Origin of the sequence: Clostridium beijerinckii, assembly GCF_036699995.1 — a bacterium.
In the GTDB taxonomy this organism is placed as follows: Bacteria; Bacillota; Clostridia; order Clostridiales; family Clostridiaceae; genus Clostridium; species Clostridium helianthi.
The window spans coordinates 2,922,528-2,942,620 of the sequence record NZ_CP144906.1 but is presented as its reverse complement, the minus strand read 5'-3'; the positions used below and the strand labels follow the sequence as shown (position 1 = coordinate 2,942,620).

General features: G+C 28.7%; 24 protein-coding genes. 23 read left to right on the top strand and 1 reads right to left on the bottom strand.

Going from position 1 to position 20,093, the window contains the following annotated elements:
• Positions 1 to 22: 22 nt before the first annotated feature.
• The 9 genes from PZA12_RS13635 to panC all read left to right on the top strand — a co-directional run bounded on the left by PZA12_RS13635 (position 23) and on the right by panC (position 9,658).
• On the top strand, positions 23 to 232 hold the full coding sequence (locus PZA12_RS13635) for a hypothetical protein (protein WP_012058853.1): 210 nt from the start codon (positions 23 to 25) through the stop codon (positions 230 to 232).
• Complete coding sequence (locus PZA12_RS13630) at positions 229 to 3,486, top strand: DEAD/DEAH box helicase (protein ID WP_206490907.1); 3,258 nt, start codon at positions 229 to 231, stop codon at positions 3,484 to 3,486. The genes PZA12_RS13635 and PZA12_RS13630 overlap by 4 nt, the downstream gene beginning before the upstream one ends.
• Before the next feature lie 33 nt (positions 3,487 to 3,519).
• Entirely contained in the window at positions 3,520 to 4,227 is a 708-nt protein-coding gene (locus tag PZA12_RS13625) for an MgtC/SapB family protein (protein ID WP_017210515.1), read from the top strand.
• Positions 4,228 to 4,653: 426 nt separating this feature from the next.
• On the top strand, positions 4,654 to 5,100 hold the full coding sequence (locus PZA12_RS13620) for a MarR family winged helix-turn-helix transcriptional regulator (RefSeq protein WP_026015754.1): 447 nt from the start codon (positions 4,654 to 4,656) through the stop codon (positions 5,098 to 5,100).
• 442 nt (positions 5,101 to 5,542) lie between these two features.
• Complete coding sequence (locus PZA12_RS13615; RefSeq protein ID WP_078115475.1) at positions 5,543 to 5,956, top strand: (2Fe-2S)-binding protein; 414 nt, start codon at positions 5,543 to 5,545, stop codon at positions 5,954 to 5,956.
• A gap of 99 nt (positions 5,957 to 6,055) precedes the next feature.
• The gene (locus PZA12_RS13610) at positions 6,056 to 6,235 is read left to right on the top strand and encodes a (2Fe-2S)-binding protein (protein ID WP_078115476.1); all 180 of its coding nucleotides are present in this window, start codon (positions 6,056 to 6,058) and stop codon (positions 6,233 to 6,235) included.
• 371 nt (positions 6,236 to 6,606) lie between these two features.
• Positions 6,607 to 7,596 carry a Rossmann-like and DUF2520 domain-containing protein gene (locus PZA12_RS13605; RefSeq protein WP_078115477.1) on the top strand — a complete coding sequence of 330 codons (990 nt, stop codon included), beginning with the start codon at positions 6,607 to 6,609 and terminating at the stop codon, positions 7,594 to 7,596.
• Positions 7,596 to 8,423: a 3-methyl-2-oxobutanoate hydroxymethyltransferase gene (gene panB, locus PZA12_RS13600; protein WP_078115478.1), complete on the top strand. Its 828-nt coding sequence runs from the start codon at positions 7,596 to 7,598 to the stop codon at positions 8,421 to 8,423. Before PZA12_RS13605 ends, panB begins: the two co-directional genes overlap by 1 nt.
• Before the next feature lie 392 nt (positions 8,424 to 8,815).
• Entirely contained in the window at positions 8,816 to 9,658 is an 843-nt protein-coding gene (gene panC, locus PZA12_RS13595) for a pantoate--beta-alanine ligase (protein ID WP_078115479.1), read from the top strand.
• A gap of 74 nt (positions 9,659 to 9,732) precedes the next feature.
• On the opposite strand, the gene PZA12_RS13590 is transcribed toward panC, so the two are convergent.
• Positions 9,733 to 9,879: a hypothetical protein gene (locus tag PZA12_RS13590; RefSeq protein WP_161223098.1), complete on the bottom strand. Its 147-nt coding sequence runs from the start codon at positions 9,877 to 9,879 to the stop codon at positions 9,733 to 9,735.
• Between the two features lie 147 nt (positions 9,880 to 10,026).
• On the opposite strand from PZA12_RS13590, the gene panD reads away from it, so the two are divergent.
• The 14 genes from panD (at position 10,027) to PZA12_RS13520 (ending at position 20,052) form a co-directional block, all read left to right on the top strand.
• Positions 10,027 to 10,401: an aspartate 1-decarboxylase gene (gene panD / locus PZA12_RS13585; protein WP_077840819.1), complete on the top strand. Its 375-nt coding sequence runs from the start codon at positions 10,027 to 10,029 to the stop codon at positions 10,399 to 10,401.
• A 204-nt stretch (positions 10,402 to 10,605) separates the two neighbouring features.
• Positions 10,606 to 10,902: a hypothetical protein gene (locus PZA12_RS13580; protein ID WP_078115480.1), complete on the top strand. Its 297-nt coding sequence runs from the start codon at positions 10,606 to 10,608 to the stop codon at positions 10,900 to 10,902.
• Positions 10,903 to 11,129: 227 nt separating this feature from the next.
• A complete protein-coding gene (locus PZA12_RS13575; RefSeq protein ID WP_078115481.1) occupies positions 11,130 to 11,417 on the top strand; it encodes a hypothetical protein in 288 nt (95 codons plus the stop codon).
• A 157-nt stretch (positions 11,418 to 11,574) separates the two neighbouring features.
• Complete coding sequence (locus tag PZA12_RS13570) at positions 11,575 to 13,308, top strand: motility associated factor glycosyltransferase family protein (protein WP_078115482.1); 1,734 nt, start codon at positions 11,575 to 11,577, stop codon at positions 13,306 to 13,308.
• 12 nt (positions 13,309 to 13,320) lie between these two features.
• Positions 13,321 to 13,485, top strand: coding sequence for a hypothetical protein (locus tag PZA12_RS13565; protein ID WP_161223099.1), 165 nt, complete (start codon positions 13,321 to 13,323; stop codon positions 13,483 to 13,485).
• Positions 13,472 to 13,822, top strand: a complete 351-nt coding sequence (locus PZA12_RS13560) for a hypothetical protein (RefSeq protein WP_192927302.1) — start codon at positions 13,472 to 13,474, stop codon at positions 13,820 to 13,822. Before PZA12_RS13565 ends, PZA12_RS13560 begins: the two co-directional genes overlap by 14 nt.
• 4 nt (positions 13,823 to 13,826) lie before the next feature.
• Positions 13,827 to 14,147, top strand: a complete 321-nt coding sequence (locus tag PZA12_RS13555) for a hypothetical protein (protein WP_192927303.1) — start codon at positions 13,827 to 13,829, stop codon at positions 14,145 to 14,147.
• Between the two features lie 26 nt (positions 14,148 to 14,173).
• Positions 14,174 to 14,470 carry a hypothetical protein gene (locus tag PZA12_RS13550; protein WP_078115483.1) on the top strand — a complete coding sequence of 99 codons (297 nt, stop codon included), beginning with the start codon at positions 14,174 to 14,176 and terminating at the stop codon, positions 14,468 to 14,470.
• 32 nt (positions 14,471 to 14,502) lie between these two features.
• Positions 14,503 to 15,489, top strand: coding sequence for an NAD-dependent 4,6-dehydratase LegB (locus PZA12_RS13545; RefSeq protein ID WP_078115484.1), 987 nt, complete (start codon positions 14,503 to 14,505; stop codon positions 15,487 to 15,489).
• Between the two features lie 137 nt (positions 15,490 to 15,626).
• Positions 15,627 to 16,265 (top strand): acetyltransferase, encoded by a 639-nt coding sequence (locus PZA12_RS13540; protein WP_078115485.1) that lies wholly within the window; start codon positions 15,627 to 15,629, stop codon positions 16,263 to 16,265.
• Positions 16,262 to 17,260: an N-acetylneuraminate synthase gene (gene neuB, locus PZA12_RS13535; RefSeq protein WP_078115486.1), complete on the top strand. Its 999-nt coding sequence runs from the start codon at positions 16,262 to 16,264 to the stop codon at positions 17,258 to 17,260. The genes PZA12_RS13540 and neuB overlap by 4 nt, the downstream gene beginning before the upstream one ends.
• 15 nt (positions 17,261 to 17,275) lie before the next feature.
• Complete coding sequence (locus PZA12_RS13530) at positions 17,276 to 18,223, top strand: GNAT family N-acetyltransferase (protein WP_078115487.1); 948 nt, start codon at positions 17,276 to 17,278, stop codon at positions 18,221 to 18,223.
• The gene (gene neuC / locus PZA12_RS13525) at positions 18,213 to 19,388 is read left to right on the top strand and encodes a UDP-N-acetylglucosamine 2-epimerase (RefSeq protein WP_078115488.1); all 1,176 of its coding nucleotides are present in this window, start codon (positions 18,213 to 18,215) and stop codon (positions 19,386 to 19,388) included. Before PZA12_RS13530 ends, neuC begins: the two co-directional genes overlap by 11 nt.
• The gene (locus PZA12_RS13520; RefSeq protein ID WP_078115489.1) at positions 19,381 to 20,052 is read left to right on the top strand and encodes a PIG-L deacetylase family protein; all 672 of its coding nucleotides are present in this window, start codon (positions 19,381 to 19,383) and stop codon (positions 20,050 to 20,052) included. The genes neuC and PZA12_RS13520 overlap by 8 nt, the downstream gene beginning before the upstream one ends.
• Positions 20,053 to 20,093: the final 41 nt, after the last annotated feature.

The window sequence follows — 20,093 nt, the reverse complement described above, 5'->3', positions numbered from 1 at the left end:
TTAAATAATCTCACCTAATGAAATGGAAATACATATATATTTAAAAGGAAAAAATGAACCTACTATATTTAATGCTGAAAGAATTGATATATTAGATATAAATATTGAAGGCCGTGACTATAAGCAAATAAGATATTTTAGAAAAGGGGTTTCAAAATCCCAATATATCAGTGTAGATTTAATTAAAAGAATTAAAGAAGTTAAAAATAAAAATGCAGGTGATAAACATTGATAAAACAAATTTTACTAGAGGGTTTTAATAAGAATATAACAAATTCATCTCTTACAAAAGGTCAACGTGTTCTGAAAAATGATTTGTTAAGAGAAATAAATGTTAAAGTAGATAAAGATTATATAAAAATAAACTCAAATGTAGTTTCAGAAAGCCTTCTAAGTGAATATTCGTGTAAGCTTGAAATTGATAATATGACTAAAGAAATTATAGGGACTCATTGTAGTTGTCTAGACTTTGAGAAAAACGAATTTTCTCGTGATAATTACTGTTGTAAACATATAATAGCTACTTTTTATACGTTCTTAAGAAATATTGATGAGGATGAAGAGTTAAGAACTAAGTTAAATAATAATTTATCTGTTAAAAATAATAAAGTTAGAATTAAGGAGAATTCTAATGATGATTTATTATCTTTACTTGTTGGAGATACGGATAAAGAGAAGCTAAAATTCGAAGTTATTATTAATAAAAACAATTGGTCCTCTAAACTTCAAATTGAGTTTAAAATAGGGTTAAGAAAAAGCAATAAGATGTATATAGTTAAAGATATTAATCAATTTTTAACATGCGTTTATAATAAAGTACCAATTAAGTACGGAAAAGAATTTATTTTTGATATAAAAACTCAAAGTCTTTCGTATGAAGATAGAAGATTAATAAAATTCATGAATAATATAAAAAACTTAGCAGATCATGATAGAAATTTTAGACGTTATCAGGATAAGTTAATAGAAGGAAAGACTCTTACAATTCCTGATATGATGTTTAAAGAATTTTTATACATTATAAAAAAGAATAGAGTTTTTTTAGGCGATGGATTCTTTTATAGAATATTAGAATCTGAAATAATAGAAGGGGATATGCCTATTCCACTTGCTTTATTGAGCAAAAATAACAATATAATTTTAGAAGCTCCTAATGGAATACCAGAATCATTAACTCAAGATGAAGATGTATTCTTATTTGGTACTTCAATATACATTCCATCAATAGAACAATGTGAGAGATTATCGCCGTATTTAAAAATATTTAATGCTACTAATAAAGTTAGTTTCAATAAAATCAATGAAAGTAGAATTTTGAAAGAATTAATACCTTCGATTCAAAAAGTAACAAATGATTTAGTTTTATCTAAGGATATTAGAGAAAAAGTTGTAATCGCGCCCGTAATCTTCAGGTTTTATTTTGATAAAGATAAGGATATTTCATTATTGTTTAAGGTATCATATGAAGGACATGAATTTAATTTTTTTGAAGAATACAAAGATAAAATTATTTACAGAGATACTAATAAAGAATATGAAGTTTTAGGAGTATTAAAAAGTCTTGGATTTGAAGAAGTCAATGGAAGATTATTCTTTTTAAAAGATGATGATGAGGCTTTTAAATTCTTTAAATATGATATAGAAAAGCTCCAAAGATATGGTGAAGTATTTTATTCTGAGAGATTTAAGGGAATAAAAGATATTAAGAAATCAGATTTTGTTGGGGAAGTTAGAAAAGGTAAATTCAACTATTTTGAGTTTGAATTTAAAATTTCTGATATATCTCCAGAAGAAACTGCAAAAATACTTAGAAGCTTTAGAGATAACTTGAAATATTACAAGCTTGAGAATGGAGAATTCTTAGACCTAGAAGATGAGGCATTGAAAGAATCATTGACCCTTATAGATAATTTACTTTTAGAAGAAAAATTAAATGAGAATCTCATTAATGTTCCAATTAACAAGGGAGCTTATCTTGAAGATTATTTAGAAGACAAAGAGTTAAGGTATATAAATAGCTGTGATGAAATTAAGGATCTTAAAGAAAGATTAAGCAACATTAAGGATAAAGCCTTTCAACCTCCATATGGCCTTCAAGCTAAACTTAGAAAGTATCAAAAAGAAGGCTATAATTGGCTTAGAACTTTAGATTACTTAGGTTTTGGTGGAATACTTGGTGATGAAATGGGACTTGGAAAGACACTACAAACAATAACATTATTGCTTTCAAAGCCAGATTCAAAAACTCTTATTATTGCACCTACTTCTTTAATCTATAATTGGAAAAATGAATTTAATAAATTTGCTCCATCAATGAAAATTGCAATCTGCAATGGGGTAAAAGAAGAAAGAGAAGAATTGATTAATAATTATAAAGAATATGATGTAATATTAACTACCTATAATTTATTAAGACGTGACATAGAATTATATAATATGAATTTTGATTACTGTATCTTAGATGAAGCTCAAAATATAAAGAATCAATCTTCTTTAAGTGCTAAGTCAGTCAAGGAAATAAAATCAAGAATAAGATTTGCGTTGACTGGAACACCAATAGAAAATTCATTGATGGAATTATGGTCAATATTTGATTTTATAATGCCGGGGTATTTATATAACGAGAAGAAATTTGTGACTAGATATCATAGAAGGCTTGAAGAAGGACCAGAAATTCTTGAAGAGTTAAATAGGCTTGTAAAACCATTTATTCTTAGAAGATATAAGAAAAATGTAATTAAAGAATTACCTGATAAAATAGAAAAAAGACTTCTTGTTCCTTTAAGTGATGAGCAAAAAGTTGTTTATGAAACCTATGCTAACTATACTAAAGATTTAATACAAAAGAAAGTCGAAGATTTTGAGTTTAGTAAGAGCAAAATAGAAATTTTGGCTTATATAACTAAGCTTCGTCAGATATGTTTAGATCCGTCTGTAACTATGGATAATTACTTAGGAAGTAGTGGAAAAATTGATGCATTAATTGAATTATTGGAACAAAGTATAGATGAGGGACATAAAATATTAGTATTCTCGCAATTTACTTCTGTATTAAAGAATATAAGCAAAATACTTAAAGAAAAAAATTTCTTATTTTCATATTTAGATGGATCAGTTTCATCAATCAATAGAATGAAGATGGTTGACGAATTTAATAATGGTGAAAATACCGTATTCCTGGTATCCTTAAAGGCTGGTGGTACAGGTCTGAATTTAACAAGTGCGGATATAGTAATACATTTTGATCCATGGTGGAATCCTGCAGTTGAAGATCAAGCAACTGATAGAGCACATAGAATTGGTCAAAAAAATGTAGTAGAAGTGATTAAGTTAATTGCCCAAGGAACTATAGAAGAAAAAATAGTGGAATTACAGGATTCCAAAAGAGAGCTAATAAATAAGATTTTAGGTGATGATTTATCCGTAGGAGAATTCATACATTCGTTAAATGAAAGTGAAATTTTAGAATTATTTAATTATAATTAACAATAAGATACCAGCAATTATGAAGGTGGTTATATGGAGAATACAATAAATGAACTGACAAACTACTTAAGGGAAGTTAATACTGCATCTATAATTTTAAGGCTTACTCTTGCTACTATTTGTGCAGGGATTATTGGGCTTGAAAGAGGAAGAAAAAAAAGGCCGGCTGGTCTTAGAACTCATATATTAGTTTGTATTGGTGCAACTTTAATTATGATAACAGGGCAATACATGAGAGATATATTACACATTCAGGATGATGTAAGCAGAATGGGTGCTCAAGTTATAAGTGGTATTGGATTCCTAGGAGCGGGTACTATTATCGTAGTTGGGCGTAATGAAGTTAAAGGCCTTACAACTGCAGCTGGTCTTTGGGCCTGCGCATGTATGGGACTTGCCATTGGAATTGGTTTTTATGAAGGCGCTATTATTTCATGCTTTTTCTTATTAGGTGTATTAACAGTACTTCATAAAGCAGATTTACATTATAGGGCTAAGTCTAACGAATTGGATGTATATGCTGAACTCAAGCATATAGCAGGCGTTACGAACTTTATGAATGCAATAAAACTAGATGGAACAAAAATTTCTAATCTAGAACTTAAGAAAGCTAAAGAGCTTGACAATCATATAATTGGGCTTAGAATGACTTTAACATTACCTGAAAAAATTAATCATTCAGAGTACATTTTAAAGCTTCATAGCCTTGAAAATGTAATTACAATAGAAGAAATTGTATAAGTTTTTATGAAAAAAAATACAAGGGAAAATTTCGAGTTTTCGAATTTTCTCTTGTATTTTCCCTTGTTATGGGCAAAAAAATAATAAGCCCATAATTCAATATATATTTTTGGTAAAAGTTAACATCTGCAATAGAATAATTAGATAAATTATTAACTGAAATGCAAAACTTAAAATAAATTTGAATCAGGTTGCTGATATAAATTATTGGCAACCTGATTTTTATTATAAACTATAAAAATACTTTAGCATTGATGTTAATTGCAGAATCTAATAGAAATATGTGCATAGCATTAAAAAAATGAAATACCAAGCATTGGGCAATTGTGGAAAGTCTATGCGGTTTTTATGTGTTTGTTAATTTTTTTAAACTATTTTAATGTGATACCCTTGACAATATTACTAATTAGTAATATTATTGTACCCATGGATAATAATAAAATTACTTATGGAGAATTAAATGATTTAAATTTAAAGTCAATAATAGCATTAAGTCGATGTATTCAAAGTGTAAACAAAAGAGAATACAAAATTATCAAAGAAGGAGGGTTAACTTTTTCACAATTTGGAGTGCTTGAAGTGCTATATCATAAAGGTGATTTAAGAGTCAGTGAAATATTAGAGAAAACTCTGTCAACTGGTGGTAATATGACTGTTGTTATAGATAACTTGGCTAAAGATAATTTGATTGAGCGACGTCCTGATCCTAAGGACAGACGTGCGAGCTTAATAAGTATTTCTGAAAAAGGAAGAAAACTTATGAGTGAGATTTTCCCTAAGCATGTAGATAATTTAGGTGAAATTTTTGGTGTATTAGAAGTTGAGGAGAAGAAGACTTTAATAAATATTCTAAAGAAATTATCAGGTGTATAGACTTACACCTTTATTTTTAGGTAAATACTACTAATTAGTAATTAACTAATTAGTAGTGATTGAATTTTAGTCTATTAAAGATGATTTGAGAGTGAAAAAAGATGTATAAAATAGATTGTTTGAGTAATTCATAGAATGATATTAAAGAAATATCCGATGATTGTTGTCAAAATGGATCAGAAAATTGCAATTATAAAAAATACAATATTGGATTCGTAAAGTATGTAGTAGGAAATATAAAAGATAAGGCTATAAAATCCGTAAATGATGGGAAAATCTAATTCCAAAGAATGATTTAAAATACTATGAGGATAAGATAATAGCTAGAGGAATCGCGAATATTTGCAAGTTATGTATAAATATTTTAATGAATAGTTTATAAAGGCGACTATATTATTAAACACCTTTTATATAAATAAAAACTAATGAGGAGAGAAAAAAGATGATTAAATCAATATTATCAAAATTATTTGGAATTAAACAAGAAGTTAAAACTGAGGACAATAAAATTGTTTGTGGATGTTTTAAAATAACAGAACAAGATTTAAGAAATGCTATTAATAACGGAGCTAGTTCATTTGAAGAGGTGCAAGCTATAACTAAAGTTGGTACTGGTTGTGGCAGATGTGTAAATGGTAACAAAGATTTAGTTAATGGATTATTATTAGATAAGAAAATTGATGAAAATCAAATAGTATGCGGATGCTTTAAAGTTACAGTACAAGATTTAGCAAATGCAATTAAAAATGGCGCAAGATCATTCGAAGAAGTACAAGCAATTACAAAAGTAGGTACTGGCTGCGGTCATTGTGTAGCAAGCAATAAAGAATTAGTGAAACAATTATTAGCAAGATAATAACCTAAAAAGTATACATAATAAAAGTTCAAGTGTTAAAACAAAGGATTGTTAAAAAGTTTTATATTTAAATCTAAAACGGTTAAAGGAGACGATGTAATGGATGATGATAAAATAATATGCGGATGCAAAAATGTTAAAGTAAAAGACATAAAGAATGCTATTGCTAATGGTGCAAAGTCATTTGAAGACGTTCAAGAAAAAACTGAAGTAGGTACTGGCTGCGGTCATTGTGTAGAAAGTAATAGAGTATTAGTTGATGAATTATTAGGAAAGTAACATCAAAAACAAATATAATAAATTAGAAATAATAGATACTATACCAATTATAAATCCACTACATATAGATGTAAATGCATCTATATGTAGTGGATTTTTGTTTATAGCAATAAGTCTTAATGAAATAATGTCCATACATAGATATCCAAATCAAATATTTAATTTTGGTAAGTTGCCACATAAATCGTAAGCGTAAAAAAATACAAGAAAGCAAGAATTAAAAAGTAATCTTGCTTTTTTTGTAATCAAATTATAAAAATTTATCATTGTTAAAATCAAAACATAGTGGTAGAATATCAGTGGGTAGTATCGAAAAAGAGTTACACCAAATTTTTTAGCATTAATTATATATAATACAACTCATATCTATAATGAATGAGATTGAAATTAGGATGTTGTATCACTCACACGTATATGGAGGTGATACCATTAAAATTGGATTTATTGGCCCAGGGAAGGTAGGCGTGAGTTTAGGACGCTATTTTACTCATAAAGGGATAGAATTAAGCGGCTTTTATGGAAAAGATGACTTAAATACCATGGATGCAGCAAATATTACAAAATCTAAATTTTATAACAACATTCAAGATATTATTAAAGATAGTGATATATTATTTATTACAACTCCTGATGACATCATTTCAATTATAGATATTGAATTATCAAAATTTGATCTAAATAACAAATCTATTTGCCACACAAGTGGTTCACTCAAATCAAATGTATTATGTAATGCGAAACATTCTGGTGCAATGATTTATTCTCTACATCCAATATTTGCATTCTCTAGTAAAGAAACAAACTTAAAAGAATTGGAAGATATATATTTTTCAATTGAAGGTGATATTTTAGAAGATTCATCTATTATTAGTGTACTTAAGCTTATTGGAAATAAGTACTTTGTTAGAAAAGCAGAAGATTCCTCAACATATCATTTAGCTAGCGTTTTTGTATCTAATTTGGCATTATCTTTGCTTGATATAGGAACGAGTTATTTAAAAAAACTTGGGCTAGATGATGAAGAAGCTTTAAATGCTTTAAAACCTTTAATAAAGGGTAATATTGATAGTATTTATGCAAAAGGCTTTGTTAATTCTTTAACAGGTCCCATAGCAAGAGGAGATATTACAACAATTAAGAAGCATATTTCCGTTTTAGATGACAAAGATAAAGATTTATATAAGATATTATCTTTTAATCTATTAAAACTTGTGGCTTTGAGAGATAAAAATAATGCAGATATTACAGAAAACATAGAAGAATGTTTCTATAGCATGGAAAATAAGAGTCAAATAGAAAATGTATTAAGTAATTCAAAAAAGCATTTGGAAATTTATAAGTTTTTAGGAGGCGTAAATTAGTGAAAAATACAGTATTAACTTTTAAACAAGCCAAAGAAGAGAAAAGAAAATTAAGTATGCTTACAGCATATGATTACTCAATGGCAAAAATCATTGATGAAAGTGGTGTTAACGGGATTTTAATTGGAGATTCTCTTGGCATGGTTATTAAAGGTGAAGAAGATACATTAGCTGTTACTATGGATGAAATCATTTATCATACAAAAGCTGTTAAGAAGGGTGCTAAAAATGCTCTTATTGTAAGTGATATGCCTTTTTTATCATATCATGTATCTATCGAACAAGCAGTTTTAAATGCAGGAAGATTAATTAAAGAAGGTGGAGCTAATGCTGTTAAGCTTGAGGGCGGTGCAAATGTTGCAGCTCAAATTAAAGCTATTGTAGATGCTCAAATACCAGTTATGGGGCACATAGGATTAACTCCTCAATCAGTAAATGCTTTTGGAGGATTTAAAGTTCAAGGGAAGAGTGAAGCAGCTGCAAAACAGCTTATAGATGATGCTGTACTTATTGAGAAAGCAGGGGCATTTTCAATTGTTCTTGAGGGAATTCCTGAAAAAGTTGCAGAGCTTATAACAAATGCAGTTTCAATTCCAACAATAGGAATAGGAGCCGGAAAACATTGCGATGGTCAAATTTTAGTTTATCAAGATATGTTAGGCATGTTCAATGATTTTGTACCAAAATTCGTAAAACAATATGCAAATGTGGGTACCGTTATGAGAGATGCCATTAGCTCTTATGTTAAAGAAGTACAAGCTGGTGCTTTTCCAGAAGAAAAACATACTTTTAAAATAGATGAAAATGAATTAAAGAAATTGTACTAAATCTTAGATTTATGCGATAACTCACCGAAATCATAAATATTTTGATTCCAAAAAGCTATGAAAATATCGCTGAAGGTTCTAAGCAGTGTGTTGTATCAGTTTTAGCATACTCCAACTTTCAGTTTGACAAGCTAAAATGGAACAACCTACAGCTAAGACCCTTTAACAGCTCATTTTCAAATGTTTTCTCCATATTATGACCATTGTGGTTACAAATATATTTATGATTTCTAGTGAATATACGAACTTAAAGCCTTAGCAACTTTATAAATATATTCATCTAATAAGTCGAATTTTTAAATTAAAAATCTATAAAGATATTCAACTGTAAGTTTATACTTATGTGATAATGAACCTAAATTTTAGTATTAGGATGAGAAAGGTGATCAGTAATGTTAGTTAAAGAGATTAAAGAGCTTAGAAACTTGATTAAAGCATGGAAGAGAGATGGACTTTCTGTAGGGTATGTTCCAACAATGGGAGCTTTGCATGAAGGTCATGAGAGCCTTATAAAAAGAGCTGTTGAAGAAAATGATAAGGTCGTTGTGAGCATATTTGTAAATCCAACACAGTTTGGCCCAAATGAAGATTATGATAGTTACCCAAGAAACATAAATAAAGATTTGGAACTTTGCGTTAATGCAGGCGCATCAATAGTGTTTAATCCAGAACCAAGTGAAATGTATTATGGAGATAAATCTACAAGTGTTAGTGTATCAGGTCTTACAAGTGTACTTTGCGGTGCTAAAAGACCAGGGCATTTCGATGGAGTATGTTTAGTTGTTTCAAAATTTTTAAATATAGTTACTCCTGATAAAGCTTATTTTGGAGAAAAAGATGCTCAACAAGTGGCTGTTATAAAAAGAATGGTTAGAGATTTAAATATTGATGTAGAAATAGTTGCTTGCCCTATAATCCGTGAAGAAGACGGACTAGCAAAAAGTTCAAGAAATACTTATCTTTCTAAAGATGAAAGAAATGCAGCATTAGTATTAAGTAGAAGTTTAGAAATAGCTAAAGATGCCTTAAAAAAAGGTGAAAGAAATGCTAATAATATTAAAAATGCAATAAAAGAGGTACTAAATTCAGAACCATTAGCAAAAATAGATTATGTAGAAATCGTAGATAGTGATTCACTAGAAAGTGTTGAAATCATTAAGAAAAATGTATTGATTCCAATTGCAGTTTATATAGGAAAAACAAGATTAATAGATAATTTTACATTTGAAATATAATAATATAGATACTCGAGGTGAGAATGTACTTATGAGTAAAATCCACCGAAATGAAGATCCTGCATTTGTTCAGGTTACTGAGGATTAAGCTGTGAATTTCTAATATCAGGAGTTGCACCATTTCTGCATGATCCTGAAACAAGTTCAGGACAAGCAAAAATGGAACAACTTCCACTAAAGAAATATCTACAGCTAAATCCTCTAATGTAACGCTTCCACAAAAGCATGACCTTCATTTCTGATACGGAATATACTTCAAAAGATAAGTTCAATTTAATGGGAGTATCTATGGCGATACCGAAAAGGAATATATACTAATTTGATTATTATGAATAGATAAATAAACAGATTTTCAGGAGGAATTTTTAATGATACTTACAATGTTAAAGGGAAAGATACATAGAGCTACAGTTACACAGGCAGAATTAAATTATGTAGGAAGCATTACAATAGACAAAACATTAATGGAAGCAGCAGGTATCTTAGAAAACGAAAAAGTTCAAATAGTTGATATAAATAATGGTGCAAGGCTTGAAACATATGTGATTCCGGGTAAAAGGGATTCAGGAGTTATTTGTTTAAATGGTGCCGCAGCAAGGTTAGTACAACCTGGTGATAAAGTTATTATAATAGCTTATGCGCAAATGAATGAGGATGAGGCAAGAAAATACAAACCTTCCGTTGTTTTTATGAATGAGGATAATACAATAAAAGAAATAACAAATTATGAATCTAACGAATAATAACTATAGTAAAAGAGTAGGATACACAAAATCCTGCTCTTTTTTAATACCAATTAAAATATAAAAATTCAAGGATACAAAATCTAGTTATTTAAAGTTCTAAGAAAATTACTTCCATAGCGCACGTTAAAGTAACTCTTTTAATAATATAAAGCATGGAAACAAATTTAATAGATAACAATTGGTGTAGGAGGACAAAGTTTAATGTGCGCTATGGTTAAAAAGATAATATCAGGAAATGAATTACTAAAAAAAAGAATAATAACAATGAATGCTTTTCTACCAAATGATAAATACATACTACTTAAAGGTACAGTCTGTAATCCGCATGGGAAGCCATTGTCAGGTGCGGCTATAGAAATTATTCAAATAAACAACACTTTGGATCCAGCAGTTGAAAAAAATATAGGAATAACATTTACATTAAATGATGGCTCTTATGGAATACCTTTATTATGGAAAAAAGGATATGCTTATAAATTAACTGCATATTCTCCATGATAAAGTTATAGATAAAACAATTATAAGCTAGATTTATATTATGAAATATATATCAGTTAAAAAATAGAAGAATCTTCATGGTCCTGTGAAATAACAATGTTTCTCCTTTCGGTGAATTATTGTATAATTCTAAGTTAAATATTGTTTATCTATAGTAACAATACAAATTTTTTTTCATATTATATAGGTAGAATAACTTTAGAAGAAGTATGTAAGGAGAGAATATTATGGCTAATTATAAACCAAAAACAATGGTAGTGCCATCGAGTGAAGCAAATTCAGGATTGCCTTTTACTCAAAAAATCAGCACAAATACGTGGGGAATGTTTTTATTGAAAGGAACTGCTTTAAGCCCTTCAGGCGCTGCTATGAAAAGTGGTGCTGTTCAGGTTTGGGAAAGTACTAGATTAACAACTGATCCTGCAGATCACACTACTTTTACAGATGCAACTGGTAGGTATGGTGTAACTTGTAGAGCTAAAACTCAATTAAGAATCAAATTCTTTGGTGCTTAGGATTATAAAAATATATGAATGTGTCTATCCCAAAATAATTTATAAGTTAATTTGGGATAGCTTTAATATATACCCGAAATATTCGTATCAAACAAATTAATATTTAATATTATATATTGTAAATAAAAAATACCTTAGAGGTAAATAAGGGGATAGTATGCAAAAGGTAAAAACTTTAGATGGTTATCATGTTTTTAGTATAGAAAAAGATGATAATAATTGTTATCTGGCTGATAAAGAGAATTACAAAAAAGAAATTGAAAATTTATTAAGCTCAGTAAATGATATTAAGTTCGATTCATTAATTCTTATTTTTGGAATCGATACAGGAGAATACTTAGATAGCTTAAATGATGTGCTATGTGAAAAGAACAAGGTACTAATATTTGAACCCAATAAAGATATATTTAACTACAATAAAGAAAAGATTAATAAGGACAATATTCATCTGATTTTTTATGATAAAGATAATATAAAAGCTAATTTATATAAAGAAATAAACAGTACAAATTTCAATAATTTATATGTTCATGCTTTTGGAAATTATGCTGAAGTCTACAAGTATGATTATGAAATATTTATAGAGAATTTAGACGATGCATATTATACGGCATGCTCTTCCATAAGTGTTGCAAATAGATTTAAAGATATATTTATCAAGAATTTTATAGCTAATTTGAAAGCTTTAAAAAATTCAACCCCTCTTAATTCTTATGAAGATATAAACAAAGGTATCCCAGCCATAGTAGTTTCTGCCGGACCATCTTTAGATAAAAATATAGCCGATATGGTTACGCATAAAAAAGAATTAGAAAGATACTTCATAATAGCTGGAAGCAGGACATTAAAAGCCCTTATAAAAAATAATATAAAACCAGATATGATAGTTTCAATAGATCCAGTAGATGATAATTACGATATGATGAAGGATTATTTAAAAGAAAATTCTCCCTTAGCATTTTATGAATATAGTAATAGATATTTAGTTAGAGATTATGAAGGGGAAAAGATTTATTTATCAACTTTCTTATCAAATACTATACAGGAATTAAATAATCTTAAAGGAACATTTTTAGGAGGATCTGTAGCGCATACATGTATAGATATTGCAAATATTATGGGCTGCTCTCCAATAATATTAGTAGGACAAGACTTAGCCTTCACTTATGATAAACATCATTCAGAATCAGCTATATTTGAAAGTGATGATACCAAAAATTATGAAGCAAGTTTAAAAGTTGAAAATATATTTGGTGAAAAAATAAGGACTAATATAACACTTAATCAATTTAGATTAAAAATGGAAGAATATATAGACTTCTACAAAACGCATAAGCAGGTAGAATTTATTAATGTATCTTATGGAGCAGAAATTAAAGGTGCACCTCATAAGGAATTATGTGATGTATTTAAGACGTATACAAATAATAATGTTAATAAAAAGTGTATTGTAGATAAATCTATACAAGTAGATGCAGAGACTGTCGTTTCAGATGTAATAAAATATCTAGAAGAATATATAGACAAAGCAAATAATGGAGAAGCTCTGTGCAATAGTCTATTAACAAATGAATTAGATAAATCTTTAGTTGATATAGACGAAAATGATGAAGATTTTCAAAAGTTTCTAGACGTTATGGACATCGTAAATGACTTTGAATCATCTAAGGAAAGGTATTATCTTGGCGGATACTATAATAAATTCTTGTTTGATGTAAAGGAAGAAATTTTTAATATGCATGCTGTAGATTACGAATCTTTGACTTCAAATTTAAAATATCAAAGTAAATGCTTCTTATCATACTTTCTTAAAATGAAAGGGCTTCTCGAGAAAGTTAAATCATTAGCATTAGAAACATTTGCAGAATTTTATTATGCAATAAATCAGTAGAGGTGAAGTTTTATGGAAAAAATAATAGATGGAAAATCTTATAAAGAGGTAAAGATAAATAAAATTATAGTGAATGGAAAAGAAATATCTGGATCCATAATACCAGCTGAAGACGCAACAGAAGATAATGATATGACAGTAACTATATTTACTGAAAATGCCAATGAAGAAAAATAGAAATGGTAAGAAAAAAGTTAGCACATGTTCACAAGATTCAATATTGATTAACACAAATAATTTGGATTCAAGAGCAAATCATAAACTAAATATAATTATGATGCCTAGAAAAATGGTCATTATTAAAGGGGTCGCTTACAATGTAAGAATGCAGCCAATTTCAGGTGCTGCAGTTGAAGTCATAGAAGTTGATTATAAAGAAAATATCAGAAAAGTATTAGGTTACTCGTACACTGATAATGAAGGAGAATATGTACTTTCTATAGAGGCTTTGCCGGAAATGTTTTATGAAATTGTAGTATATTCTCCTTTAAATATTAAAATAAAGGAGATATAAAAAATTGTCATCATATGCAGAAATTGTGATAACTCCAAGAGAGTTAAAGTTGCATAGGATTATAAACAAAAAAATTGTAGTAAAAAGAAAAAGAACAATATTAATAGAAGGAAAAATTTTAGATAGAAAATCAAATCCGATAGATGGGGCAATTATTGCTATAAAAAAAATAGATTATAATTATAAACCATATAAAGCAATTGATATCGCATATGCAATTTCTAACAAGCATGGAGAATACGCTATAGTCCTTGAAAAACTCTATAATATTAACTATAAAATTAAGGTATATGAACCACAAATTAAGCTGCTCAATCAAAAGTGATTACTTAATATAGAAGGAATCCTAAAATGAAAAATTATAATTATAAATCATACTTTAAAGAAGTGATAATAAGAGGTAAAGTATGCTACGAAAATGGATATCCAGTTCAAAATGCAGTAGTATTTCTTGAAGCATACTTTCCATATAAAAATCGTTCAAATCAAATAAAGTATCATAAAAAATTTTGTGGCTATACGACTACAAATTACAATGGAGAATTTTATTGCTTTATTTATGACATAAGATATTACTACAGAATAAAAGTTTTTAATAATAAACTAAATAAATTTAAGAACCTAAGTTGTAGAATTTGTTTGAATTAGATCAAGAAAATTAATATTATTGGAGGCAATAAATGAAAAGAGTTTTAGTGACAGGAGCAGCTGGTTTCATAGGTAGTCACTTAATAGAAAAACTTCTAAACATAGGATGTAATGTTAAAGCGTTTATACATTATAACTCAATTAACTCATGGGGATGGTTAGATTCATTAAGTAAAGATAAGTTAAAGGAAATAGAAATATTTACTGGAGATATAAGAGACCCAAATGGTGTGAGAGAAGCAATGAAAAATATTGAAGAGGTCTATCACCTTGCAGCACTAATAGCAATTCCTTTTAGTTATTATTCACCTGATTCATATGTGGACACTAATATAAAAGGGACTTTAAATGTATTACAGGCCGCTAGAGAACTTGATACTAAAAGAATATTAATAACTTCCACTTCAGAGGTTTATGGTAGTGCTAAGTTTGCACCAATAACTGAAGAGCATCCCTATCAAGGACAATCACCTTATTCAGCTACTAAAATAGGTGCCGACAGATTGGCTGAGTCTTTTTATAGAAGTTTTTCTTTACCAATAACAATAGTACGGCCTTTTAACACTTACGGACCTAGACAGTCAGCAAGAGCCATTATTCCAACAATAATAATGCAGTTATTATCAGGTGAAAATGAAATAAAATTAGGAGCATTAACACCTACAAGGGATTTTAATTATGTAAAAAATACTGTAAATGGTTTTGTTGAAATTGCGAAAAGTCAGAATACAATAGGAGAAGAAATAAATATAGCCAGTCAAAGAGAAATATCAATAAAAAATCTTGCAGAAGAGCTTATAAAGCAATTAAATCCAAAGGCTAAAATTATATGTGAAGAAGAAAGAATAAGACCTAAAAACAGCGAGGTAAATAGGCTATTGGGATCCAATGAAAAACTAAAAAAACTTACTCAATGGTCAGAGGAATATACTTTTGAAGAAGGCATTAAAGAAACCATTGAATGGTTTAAAATAAAGAAAAATTTAAACAAATATAAAACAGATATATATAATATTTAATTCATTATTTCAACTCTATAGATACACAACTTTAAAATCAGATTTAGGTGGTAACTTACTGAAATGATATATATTTTGATTCCGAAAAACTATGAAAATATCGCTGAAGATTATAAGTAATAATTATAGGAGGTCTTATGGAAAGAATAATATTAGTAGGTGGTGGTGGCCATTGCAAAAGTATTATTGATTCAATAAATGGATTAAAACAATTTGAAATTGTAGGAATTGTTGATAAGAAAATCAATGAAAATATTGGACTAGGTATAGATGTTATAGGCAGTGATGAAAATTTAGGTGAATTATATAAATCTGGTATTAAAAATGCGTTCATTTCTGTTGGATCTGTAGGCGATCCTTCCATAAGAGTAAAACTTTATAACATACTTAAAAACATTGGATATAATTTTCCTAATATAATAGATAAAACAGCTATAGTATCGGATAGCGCATTAATTAATGATGGAGTTTTTGTTGGTAAAGGTGCAATTATCAATGCAAAAGTTACAATAGAAAAACAATGCATTATAAATTCTGGAACCATAGTTGAACATGATTGTAATATAAGCGAGTTTGTTCATTTAGCACCTGGAGTAACGGTAAGTGGCAGCGTTAATATTGGAAAGAGAACACATGTAGGAACAAATGCTACTATTATTCAAAATGTTACAATCGGAAATGATGTAATTATTGGAGCAGGCTCCGTCATAATTAAGGATATAAAAAATAGGCTTAAGGTCTATGGAAATCCAGGAAAAGAGGCCACATGTTCATGAATAGTATTTTTATAATTGCTGAAGCTGGAGTAAACCATAATGGGGATATAAACATAGCAAAAAAGATGATTGATAATGCTGTACTTTGTGGAGTGGATGCAATAAAATTTCAAACATTTAATGCAAATAATTTAGTAACAAAAGATGCAAAGCAAGCTAAATATCAAATTAACAATTTAAAGGAAGAAACTTCACAGTTAGAAATGCTAAAAAAATTAGAATTAAGTCATGATCAATATAAGGACTTAAAAAAGTATTGTGAGGAAAAGAATATAATATTTTTATCATCACCTTTTGACTTAGAAAGTATAGAGTTTTTAGACAGTATAGAAATGAAAATTTTCAAAATACCTTCAAGTGAAATCGATAATGTTCCGTATTTGAGAAAAATAGCTATGCTAAAAAAGAAAGTTATATTATCATCTGGAATGAGTAATTTATCAGATATAGAATTTGCATTAGATACTTTAAGGACTGGAGGAACAGAAGATATTGTTGTACTTCATTGTAATACTGACTACCCAACAAAAATGGAGGATGTAAATTTAAAAGCTATGGAAACCATACGAAAAGCGTTTAAAACTCCAGTTGGATATTCAGATCATACCAGCGGAATAGAAGTTGCTATAGCAGCCGCAGCTCTTGGTGCTACAGTAATAGAAAAGCATTTTACATTAGATAGAAATATGATCGGACCAGATCATAAGGCAAGTTTAGAACCTTTTGAGCTTAGAAATATGGTTATTGCAATTAGAAATATAGAAATAGCTCTTGGAAATGGAATCAAACATCAAACTCTTTCAGAGAAGGTAAATAGTATAGTAGGAAGGAAAAGCTTGGTAGCCAAAGTTCACATAAAAGCCAACGAAGTTTTTACTGAAAAAAATTTATGTATAAAGAGGCCAGGGACAGGTGTATCGCCTAAGAATTGGGATTACGTTATAGGAAAAAAAGCAAAAAGAGATTTTCAAAAAGATGAACTTATAGATTTATAAGCTGGGAGGAGTTTTATGAAATTTGAATTCATAAATAAAAATGAATATTTACAAAGAATACAGGAATTTCAAGAGCTCTTTATGTATTGCTTTAATAAAGAGGTATCTAAGGAATTCTTAATATGGAGATACATAAAAAATCCGCTTGATGACCTTCTTATTAATGTTGCACTAGATAATAATAAAATAGTCGCAAACTATTCTGTATCTCCATATACAATTTATATTGATGGAAAATTAGAAAAAGCCGCACTGTCTATGACCACGATGACTCATCCTGATTATAGAGGAAAAGGATTGTTTCCTAAGCTAGCTACTGATTTGTATAAGAGAATGGAAAAAGATAACTATATAGCGGTAACTGGTTTTCCAAACAATAACTCTCATTCGATTTTTGTAGAAAAATTGAATTGGAATAATATATATGAGATCCCAACTATGAAATTAGATTTATCAAGAATAAATAAATCTAATAGTCCAATAAGCATTAGTGTTGTTAATGATAGTAACTTTTCATTTAATTATTCAAAGCTTATAAATAATAAAAAAAATATGATAAAGGTATATAAAGATTTAAATTATTTGAAATGGAGATTTAAGGACAACCCTGCAAATAAATATGCTAATTATATAATTCTTGAAAACAACTATGTGGTTTCATCAATAATTACTAAGAGTTTTAACAAAAGTGAATCTGATATAGTAGAAGTTAATTCGTTAGATGATTTCTCCACCAAAAGGTTACTAGAATACATTATAGATATAGAAAAAGGGAATGGTAAAAAATATATTAATATGTGGTGCCATCTTAATAGTAATACCCATGTAATGGTTGAAAAAATTGGATTTGTTAACACTGAACCAATTTCTTATTTTGGAGTTAGATACATTAAAGGTAACATAAGCAATTTGGGCAATTATAATAATTGGGATATACAAATGGGGGATTCGGATGTCTATTAAAAAGGTCTTAGGATTTACAGGGATAAGATCAGACTATGATCTATTAAGTCTTTTATATAAAAAACTTAATGAATCAAAGGATTTTGAAATTAAATTAATAGTATCTGGCGCTCATCTATCTGAGACATATGGATACACCTTTAATGACATAGTACAAGACGGAATTCCAGTAATAGCCAAGATTGAAAATTTGATTGATTCTAATTCTAGAGCATCTAGAATTAAATCATTATCTATTTTGCTACAAGACTGTATTCATACAATAGTAGAATATAAACCTGATATTATAATATACGCTGGGGATAGAGAAGAGGTTGTTGTGGGAGGACTAATAGGAACATATTTGAGAATTCCTACGATACATTTTTTTGGAGGGGATCACGCTTTAGATGGAAATATTGACAATCCAATAAGGCATGCTGTATCTAAATTATCATCTCTTCATTTCGTAAGTAATCAGGAATCAAAAAAAAGATTAATAAGATCTGGAGAACATGAGCGTAGAATATTTAATGTAGGAAGTCCTGCTTTAGATAAGTTCATATCTACAAAATACATTAGTAAAAAGGACGTACTTAATAGCCTGGATAGGCCGTACTGGGATAATTATGCAGTCATGATATATCACCCGTTTGCAGGTGAGGAAAATGAAGCTGGAAAACATTTTGAGGAAATTCTAATAGCTTTAGAGAAAAAATCCATAAAAACCTTTGTGAGTTATCCAAATATAGATGCAGGAAATAAAATAATAATAAAAATAATAGATAAATACTCAAGTAAAGATAACTTTAAATTTTATAAAAATCTTTCTAGAGAGTTATTTGTAAACCTACTTAGAAACTGTATGTTTATGATCGGAAATTCGAGCGCTGGATTATATGAAGCGCCCTTATTGAAATTAGGAGCAGTTAATGTTGGAAATAGACAAAAAGGAAGATTATGTGCAGCAAATGTTATTTTTGTTGAACAAGGAATCAATAACATAATAAAAGGCATAGAAAAAGTTATGACTAGAGAATTTCAAATCTCATTAAGTAAAGTAGAATGTCCTTATGGATATGGAGTCTCTATTGATAAAATTATAAACTTAATGAGAAGTTTAGATTTTGAATCCTATGTATCTAAATCAGAAGACCCATTATTAATGGAGGGATATTATGAGTAATATTTTAGTTATAGCACCACATCCAGATGATGAAACTTTTGGATGTGGTGGAACTATACTAAAACATATAAAAAGTGGCGATAAAGTTTATTGGGCAATAGTGACTTCCATGAAAGAAGAATTAGGCTTTTCAAAGGAAATCATAAGTAGAAGAGAATCAGAAATTGCATCAGTAGCGCAGGAATATAAATTTGAAAAGGTATTTAAATTAGGATTCCCAACAACATTATTAGATAAAATTCCTATTAAAGATTTAGTAAAAAAATTATCTAAATGTATTATCGAATCAAAATGCGACACTATGTATGTGCCTAATTATGGAGATATACATAGCGACCATAGAGCTGTTTCAGAAGCAGCAATATCCTGCACAAAATGGTTTAGGCATGAGAAAATAAAAAAAGTATATGCCTATGAAACATTGTCCGAAACTGAGTTTGGAATAAATAATTCTATAGGAACTTTTAATCCAAACGTATTTGTTAATATAGAAGAGTTTTTAGAGAAAAAGCTAAGTATTATTAGCATATTTAAAAGTGAAGTAGGCGAAGCACCATTCCCAAGGTCTCTTGATGTAGTAAAAGGCCTCTCAGTATTCAGGGGTGGAACTTCAGGATATAAAAATGCGGAGGCATTTATGTTATTAAAAGAGAGATTAGACTAATATATATGTTGCAATTCACAATGCACATTTCACAATTCACA

Excerpts from the sequence above, each read along its gene's own strand:
- PZA12_RS13635 (WP_012058853.1), top strand. The coding sequence starts at position 23 with ATGGAAATACATATATATTTAAAAGGAAAAAATGAACCTACTATATTT.
- PZA12_RS13625 (WP_017210515.1), top strand. The coding sequence starts at position 3,520 with ATGGAGAATACAATAAATGAACTGACAAACTACTTAAGGGAAGTTAAT.
- PZA12_RS13620 (WP_026015754.1), top strand. The coding sequence starts at position 4,654 with ATGGATAATAATAAAATTACTTATGGAGAATTAAATGATTTAAATTTA.
- PZA12_RS13615 (WP_078115475.1), top strand. The coding sequence starts at position 5,543 with ATGATTAAATCAATATTATCAAAATTATTTGGAATTAAACAAGAAGTT.
- PZA12_RS13610 (WP_078115476.1), top strand. The coding sequence starts at position 6,056 with ATGGATGATGATAAAATAATATGCGGATGCAAAAATGTTAAAGTAAAA.
- PZA12_RS13605 (WP_078115477.1), top strand. The coding sequence starts at position 6,607 with ATGAATGAGATTGAAATTAGGATGTTGTATCACTCACACGTATATGGA.
- panC (WP_078115479.1), top strand. The coding sequence starts at position 8,816 with ATGTTAGTTAAAGAGATTAAAGAGCTTAGAAACTTGATTAAAGCATGG.
- panD (WP_077840819.1), top strand. The coding sequence starts at position 10,027 with ATGATACTTACAATGTTAAAGGGAAAGATACATAGAGCTACAGTTACA.
- PZA12_RS13580 (WP_078115480.1), top strand. The coding sequence starts at position 10,606 with ATGTGCGCTATGGTTAAAAAGATAATATCAGGAAATGAATTACTAAAA.
- PZA12_RS13575 (WP_078115481.1), top strand. The coding sequence starts at position 11,130 with ATGGCTAATTATAAACCAAAAACAATGGTAGTGCCATCGAGTGAAGCA.
- PZA12_RS13570 (WP_078115482.1), top strand. The coding sequence starts at position 11,575 with ATGCAAAAGGTAAAAACTTTAGATGGTTATCATGTTTTTAGTATAGAA.
- PZA12_RS13565 (WP_161223099.1), top strand. The coding sequence starts at position 13,321 with ATGGAAAAAATAATAGATGGAAAATCTTATAAAGAGGTAAAGATAAAT.
- PZA12_RS13560 (WP_192927302.1), top strand. The coding sequence starts at position 13,472 with ATGAAGAAAAATAGAAATGGTAAGAAAAAAGTTAGCACATGTTCACAA.
- PZA12_RS13550 (WP_078115483.1), top strand. The coding sequence starts at position 14,174 with ATGAAAAATTATAATTATAAATCATACTTTAAAGAAGTGATAATAAGA.
- PZA12_RS13545 (WP_078115484.1), top strand. The coding sequence starts at position 14,503 with ATGAAAAGAGTTTTAGTGACAGGAGCAGCTGGTTTCATAGGTAGTCAC.
- PZA12_RS13540 (WP_078115485.1), top strand. The coding sequence starts at position 15,627 with ATGGAAAGAATAATATTAGTAGGTGGTGGTGGCCATTGCAAAAGTATT.
- neuB (WP_078115486.1), top strand. The coding sequence starts at position 16,262 with ATGAATAGTATTTTTATAATTGCTGAAGCTGGAGTAAACCATAATGGG.
- PZA12_RS13530 (WP_078115487.1), top strand. The coding sequence starts at position 17,276 with ATGAAATTTGAATTCATAAATAAAAATGAATATTTACAAAGAATACAG.
- neuC (WP_078115488.1), top strand. The coding sequence starts at position 18,213 with ATGTCTATTAAAAAGGTCTTAGGATTTACAGGGATAAGATCAGACTAT.
- PZA12_RS13520 (WP_078115489.1), top strand. The coding sequence starts at position 19,381 with ATGAGTAATATTTTAGTTATAGCACCACATCCAGATGATGAAACTTTT.